The organism is Alkalibacillus aidingensis (assembly GCF_014595945.1).
GTDB lineage: Bacteria > Bacillota > Bacilli > Bacillales > Alkalibacillaceae > Alkalibacillus > Alkalibacillus aidingensis.
Window position 1 is genome coordinate 74,186 of record NZ_JABXWU010000011.1, and the last position, 7,278, is coordinate 81,463.

The 7,278-nt window shown below is 38.5% G+C and carries 6 protein-coding genes; all 6 read right to left on the bottom strand.

Annotated features, from left to right (window positions below; translation table 11 throughout):
• Positions 1–51 precede the first annotated feature (51 nt).
• Positions 52–1,425 (bottom strand): DNA repair protein RadA, encoded by a 1,374-nt coding sequence (radA, locus tag HWQ49_RS12880; protein WP_188208036.1) that lies wholly within the window; start codon positions 1,423–1,425, stop codon positions 52–54.
• 93 nt (positions 1,426–1,518) lie between these two features.
• Entirely contained in the window at positions 1,519–3,972 is a 2,454-nt protein-coding gene (clpC, locus tag HWQ49_RS12885; protein ID WP_188208037.1) for an ATP-dependent protease ATP-binding subunit ClpC, read from the bottom strand.
• Between the two features lie 21 nt (positions 3,973–3,993).
• A complete protein-coding gene (locus HWQ49_RS12890) occupies positions 3,994–5,061 on the bottom strand; it encodes a protein arginine kinase (RefSeq protein WP_188208038.1) in 1,068 nt (355 codons plus the stop codon).
• Entirely contained in the window at positions 5,061–5,600 is a 540-nt protein-coding gene (locus tag HWQ49_RS12895; RefSeq protein ID WP_188208039.1) for a UvrB/UvrC motif-containing protein, read from the bottom strand. Before HWQ49_RS12895 ends, HWQ49_RS12890 begins: the two co-directional genes overlap by 1 nt.
• Positions 5,601–5,614: 14 nt before the next feature.
• Positions 5,615–6,079 (bottom strand): CtsR family transcriptional regulator, encoded by a 465-nt coding sequence (locus HWQ49_RS12900; RefSeq protein WP_188208040.1) that lies wholly within the window; start codon positions 6,077–6,079, stop codon positions 5,615–5,617.
• A 168-nt stretch (positions 6,080–6,247) separates the two neighbouring features.
• The gene (locus HWQ49_RS12905; RefSeq protein WP_223155181.1) at positions 6,248–6,946 is read right to left on the bottom strand and encodes an MgtC/SapB family protein; all 699 of its coding nucleotides are present in this window, start codon (positions 6,944–6,946) and stop codon (positions 6,248–6,250) included.
• Positions 6,947–7,278 lie beyond the last annotated feature (332 nt).

Consider the following 7,278-nt stretch of genomic DNA (forward strand, 5'->3'; position numbering starts at 1 on the left):
TAGTTTTGATTGTATGTCAATTGTGTTACAAAATAATATTTTTGTCATAATTTAATCTAAGCTGACCTTTAATGCCTCTTGTACTGAATCTACACCCACTAATTCCACCCCTTTTGGTGGTGTAAATCCCCCTAGATTTTTACTTGGTAAAATAATGCGTTTAAAGCCTAATTTATGTGCCTCTTGTACTCGTTGTTCAATGCGTGATACTCGTCTAACCTCACCAGTTAGACCAACTTCTCCGATCAACACATCATCTGGGCGTGTCGGTTGGTCTCGGAAGCTTGAAGCTATACTAATTGCAACGGCTAGGTCTATGGCTGGCTCATCCAGCTTCACTCCACCTGCTACCTTTACATAGGCATCCTGGTTTTGTAATAGTAACCCTGCACGCTTTTCAAGCACTGCCATTAATAACGGAACTCGGTTATGGTCAAGACCTGTCGCCATTCTCCTTGAATGACCAAATTGAGTAGGGGAAATTAAGGCTTGAATCTCAACTAACATCGGTCTGGTTCCTTCCAATGAAGCTACTACAGTTGAACCTGCAACACCTTGGGAACGTTCTTCTAAAAAGATCTCTGAAGGATTATTAACTTCGACTAACCCTTGCTCTTTCATCTCAAAGATCCCCATTTCATGAGTGCTACCGAACCTGTTTTTTACACTTCTAAGTATTCTAAACGTGTGGTGACGTTCACCCTCAAAATATAAGACTGTATCTACCATATGCTCTAATAATCTAGGGCCGGCAATCGCCCCTTCTTTTGTCACATGACCAACAATAAAAATAGGGATACCTTTAGTCTTAGCAACCTTCATCAGAGCGCTTGTACATTCACGCACCTGTGAGACTGAACCCGGAGCTGAGGTCACTGCCTCGTGATAAACTGTTTGAATAGAGTCAATTACGACAAAGGATGGATTCATTGAATCTATTGCATCAATTACATGTTCTAAGTTTGTCTCTGCCATAATATATAATTCGTTTTCACTGACCGCTAATCTGTCTGCTCTTAGCTTGGTTTGTTTTTCAGACTCCTCACCAGATATATAAAGAACACTTAAATTCATATGAGCGATTTCGGAGGATAATTGTAGTAACAAGGTTGATTTACCTATTCCCGGATCTCCACCAATTAACACTAATGATCCAGGTACTACTCCACCACCTAAGACACGATTAAGTTCACCCATCCTTGTGGTCACACGTGCTTCTTCTTTCGAGGACACTTTATTAATGGATTGTGGTTTTTTTCGCCGGTTACTATCATTACTTCCAAGTGCATGACGATTTGACTTGTTTGATGAAATTTTCTCCTCTACTAGGCTATTCCATTGATTACACCCCGGGCATTTACCCATCCATTTAGGTGATTCATATCCACATTCTTGACAATAAAAAACAACTTTTGCCTTTGCCATTGCCTGACTTCCTTTCTATATGTCTTAACCCCATCTTAGCACAATAAAAAACAGCCGGATATGACTGATTGATACCCGGCTGCTTCACTTCATCTATTCTTCTGTTGTTTCTAGTTGCTTAGTCGATGATATATAGAATTCACCTTCATCATTCACATCTATTTCTACTGTTTGCCCCGTCTTGATAGTACCTCGTAATAATTCTTCGGAAAGGAAGTCTTCTACATTCTTTTGGATCGAACGACGTAATGGTCTAGCACCATATTCTAAATCCATGCCCTCATCAGCAATTTTCTTAATTGCTTTTTCTGTCAGCGTGAAATTAATGTCGTTGTCAATTAGACGATTTTGAAGTTGCTTAACCATAAGTTGTACAATCTCCTGAATGTGTTTCTCTTCTAGAGAGTGGAAGACAATGGTTTCATCAATTCGGTTTAGGAACTCTGGTCGAAATGCTTTTTTCAGCTCTTCCATTACTTTAGACTTCATCTGAGCATAATCATGCTGTTGATCATCAAGGCTAAAGCCTACATACTTCTGGCGCTTCAACTCATGTGCACCAACATTTGAAGTCATAATTAATACGGTGTTACGGAAGTCAACAACCCGACCTTTAGAGTCTGTTAATCGGCCATCTTCTAGCACTTGTAATAGGATATTAAATACTTCCGGATGCGCTTTTTCAACCTCATCCAATAGAATCACTGAGTATGGTTTTGTACGAACTTTCTCAGTTAGTTGTCCTCCTTCATCATAACCGACATAACCAGGAGGAGAACCAACTAGACGTGAAGTCGCATGTTTTTCCATGTATTCAGACATGTCAATACGAATCATTGCATCTTCATCACCAAACATTGATGATGCCAATGCTCTAGCTAATTCCGTTTTACCGACACCTGTTGGGCCAAGGAAAATGAAGGATCCAATTGGACGTTTAGGGTCCTTTAGCCCAGCACGAGCACGACGAATCGCCTTAGAAACTGCTTTAACAGCTTCGTCCTGACCAATAACACGATCATGCAACGTCTCTTCTAGGTTAAGCAGTTTTTCCTTATCATCTTTTGCTAATTTGGAAACCGGCACACCAGTCCATGTAGATACAACATGGGCAATATCATCTAACGTCACTTCTGAGCTTTCTTTTCCTTGTTTTTCTTTCCATTGTTCTTTTGTTTTAGTTAATTCGTCTTTTAGTTTTTGTTCTTTATCACGTAAGGAAGCTGCTTTTTCAAATTCTTGACTTTGAACAGCCGCATCCTTCTCCTTCTTAACTTCTTCAAGCTTTTGCTCTAGCTCTTTTAGGTTAGGTGGTGCTGTATAGCTTCTCAGTCTCACGCGTGATGCAGCCTCATCAATTAAATCAATCGCTTTATCTGGTAAGAAACGATCGGTGATATAGCGGTCAGACAACCGAACGGCACTTTCAATCGCTTCATCTGAAATCGTTACGCGGTGATGTGCTTCATAACGATCTCTTAATCCCTCTAATATTTGCTGTGATTCTTCTGGTGTTGGTTCATCTACTTGTATAGGTTGGAAACGACGCTCTAGTGCTGCATCTTTTTCAATATACTTACGGTATTCATCTAATGTTGTGGCACCAATACATTGTAAGTCTCCTCGTGCTAGAGCTGGTTTTAAGATGTTTGATGCATCAATCGCACCTTCTGCTCCTCCAGCTCCAATCAACGTATGAAGTTCATCAATGAACAATATGATGTTACGTGCTTGACGAATTTCTTCCATCACTTTTTTTAGGCGATCTTCAAATTCGCCTCGGTATTTTGTACCTGCAACAACCGTTCCCATATCTAATGTCATTACACGTTTATCACGTAAGATCTCAGGCACCTCATTATTAACAATTTGTTGAGCTAAGCCTTCTGCAATAGCTGTCTTACCTACACCTGGTTCACCAATAAGGACTGGGTTGTTTTTTCTGCGGCGACTTAGAACCTGAATCACCCGTTCTATTTCTTTACCACGGCCAATTACTGGATCAATGCCACCTTCTCTAGCTACAGATGTTAAGTCTCGAGCTAATGAATCTAGTGTAGGTGTATTAGCGTTATTGGATTGTTTTTGCTGACGCTGATTTGAAGTCGATTCATTGCTTCCTAACAGCTGTAGCACTTGCTGACGCGCTTTATTTAGGCTGATCCCTAAGTTATTAAATACACGAGCAGCAACACCTTCACCTTCTCGAATTAAACCTAGGAGAATATGTTCTGTACCGACATAAGAATGGTTTAATTTACGGGCCTCATCCATAGATAATTCAATGACCTTTTTAGCGCGTGGTGTGTAATGGATCGTTTGAGAATTATTTTGCCCTGTGCCTATTAACTGTTCAACTTCTTCTTGGATTTGTTCGGCAGTCACATTAAGTGATTGAAGAGCCTTAGCAGCAATTCCATCACCTTCTTTAACTAACCCTAGTAATATATGCTCTGTGCCAATATTGTTATGCCCTAATCGAACCGCCTCTTCTTGCGATAGCGCAAGTACCTTTTGAGCGCGTTCAGTGAATCTTCCAAACATCATCTGTATGACCTCCTTTATAAATCAATACTGCTCCAATTGTAATCTTTCACGTATTAGATTTGCTCTGAAAAAGTCCCTCTCATTGGGTTGGAGTGTTTTTTTGGCATAATGCTGTAAAAAGCCCGGCTGAGTTAAAACCATTAATTCATTTAATATGTTCTTTGAGATGTTTTTAATTAATCCTAAATCTATTCCTAATCTAACATCGGACAAGCATTTAGCTGCCTCTTTTGATTCTATGATTCTGCTGTGGGCTAATACACCATAGGAACGGAAAATTCGGTCTTCCAGCTGCACTCCTGACTGCTGCATAACCCATTGCCTTGCTCTTCTTTCACTTTCTATCACTTGTTTGACAACACTTTTAAGATCTTCAACTATATCTTCTTCAGACTTACCTAATGTTATTTGATTAGAAATCTGATAAAGCTGACCTAACGCTTCACTACCTTCACCGTATATTCCACGAACAACTAACCCTAACTTATTAATTTCAGGAACAATTTGATTCATTTGATTAGTCATGGTTAAGGCAGGTAGATGCATCATAACAGAAGCGCGCAAACCTGTTCCGACATTCGTTGGACAACTTGTTAAATAACCTCGAGTCTCATCAAAAGCATACCGTGTCCTTTCTTCAAACCAATCATCTAAGTCTTGAGCTTGCTCCAGTGCTTTGGATAACTCAAAACCAGGGAAATAAACTTGAATACGTAAATGATCTTCTTCGTTGATCATCACGGATGCCTGCTCATTTTCAGATATTAATACACCACCAGTATCGGTATTCTCTGCTAAGCTAGGACTAATTAAATGCTTTTCAACTAATACCCTTTTTTCTATAGGTTTTAACTCATTCATTTTAACAAGTTGAAACTGCTTAAACGACTCAAACGATTGCTGATTATATTCTTGTTCAACGTGTTGTAGCACTCTTTGCATGGAATCTGATTCATCACTTGTCGGAAAAGCCACTTGATCTAGGTTGCGTGCTAAACGAATGCGACTACTTAATACAATGTCACTATCATCACCTTCTGTATTCATCCAAGGACTGATCGCATCATTGATAAAATCTTGTAATGACATTACGCATCACCGCCTTGCTGTTCAGCATCTAAATCTCTTTTTAACGTTCGAATTTGATCTCTCACCTTAGCAGCCTCTTCAAAAGCCTCTTTTTCTATTAACTCACTTAGCTGTTTTTTTAATTGATCTAACTCACGTTGTTTGTGTAGAGTACCTCCGATTCGCTTCGGGATTTTCCCTACATGTTCAGTATTACCACTATGAACCCTTTTAAAAATAGGTGTAATATAGGATTCAAACGTTTGGTAACATTGACTGCACCCAAACTTCCCCTTACTACGGAACTCCTGGTAAGTTAAACCACAACCATCACAACGAACGATTTCATTCGTTTGAACTTTTTGTTGTTGACTAAACGATTGATCAAACGGAAACATACTCGTTAAAAACTGGTGAAATGATAAACCATCGTCAGTAAAATTCATATACCCCTCTTGTTGTGCACATTGCTCACACATATGAGTCTCTTTCTTTTGACCATTAACAACCTGTGTGTAATGAACAGAAGCCTCATTTTCTTGGCATTTCTGACACTTCATCATCACCCCTCCAATCAATCATGCATCTTGATCGTTGTTAGTAATTCCTTAAATATTTTTGAGCGAATTTGGTCTCTTTCAGGTAATGGAACCATTAAGATATCTCTATGCATAATTCGTCTCATTAATCTTGCTTCCCTTTCAGTAATCAAATTTTCTTCTTTTAACCTTTCAACTAAATCGAAACTGGATTGCTGAGATAACGGCTGATTGCTAACTACACCCATTTCATCAATTAGCTCTTGCTTCGATTTTGGTTTTAAACGAATGATTCTTATATATCCTCCGCCACCTCTCTTACTCTCGACGAGGTACCCTTTTTCTAGTGTAAAACGCGTTTTAATCACATAGTTGATTTGCGAAGGAACACACTCAAATCGGTCAGCAATTTCACTACGTTTTAGCTCAACAACATCACTATTGCTTGATTGTATAATCTTTTTTAAATAGGCCTCAATAACGTCTGAAATATTCCTCACCCATTAATCCCTCCTTCGAACCAACAACTATTTTGTCTTCGAAGAGTTCAAAGACCTTTGACTTTGACTATCTTTGACTATAATTATATTATACCCACTAACTAATCTTTTGCAAACATTTTGCTTTCCATACAAAATCGACAAAAAAACTCTGCATCTGCAGAGTTTTTATCTTTCATAAATATACGTTACATGGTCCAACTTACTGATTCGGTCTAACAAATCATTACGGTTAAATTGTTGATTTTTTTCTAACTCAATATAAATGTTTCTTTGCTCAGGATTCTCACTTTCGATTTCCATTCTTTTAATAAGTAAATCAAATTCATCGAATATCTCTAAAACATTTCCGACATGAACATCCTGCTTAACTAATAGGTGTACCCAATTATCAGATTTTTTCTTAGTAAAAATATTTTCAAAAGAATTTAAGAAGATCAAACTTAGTAAAACTACAGCTGTTGCAAAGATTGCTAATGCATACATCCCTGCACCTATTACAAGCCCTAGACCTGCCACTGTCCAAATAGAAGCAGCTGTTGTTAACCCCCGAATGGTGACACCGTGAACTATGATAGTTCCAGCACCTAAAAAGCCAATACCACTAATAACATAGGAGGGAATACGCGCAGGATCAAAACGGATGGTATGATGCTCTGATATGTACGAATCAAAACCATATAAAGACAGTAGCATCATTACACATGCACCTACTCCAACTAATATATGTGTACGAAATCCTGCTGAATGCTTTTTTAACTCACGCTCAAAGCCAATTAATCCACACAATACAGTTGCAAGGAGAACACGATACACCATCACGTCAAAATTCTCCCCAAACAAAGCAGTTAAATCAAACACATCCATCCCCCCTGACAACCTATATTTCATCCTATATTAATATATCGTACGAAATAGTAAATGATGCTGCTCACAATAGAAAAACACGAAACAAGGAACTAATACATGTTTGTGAATCCTAATAATCATAACTAATAGTTTATAGGAACCAAAAAAGAAAAGTCTAAATTGCTAGATAAGTTTTTATGTATTATCGTAGGTGTTTAATCAATGATAAACAAAAAAAGCCAAGAAGACAATACTCTTCTTGACTATATTAAATGAATTGCCCGGCAGCGTCCTACTCTCGCAGGGGAAAAACCCCAACTACCATCGGCGCTAGAGAGCTTAACTGCTGT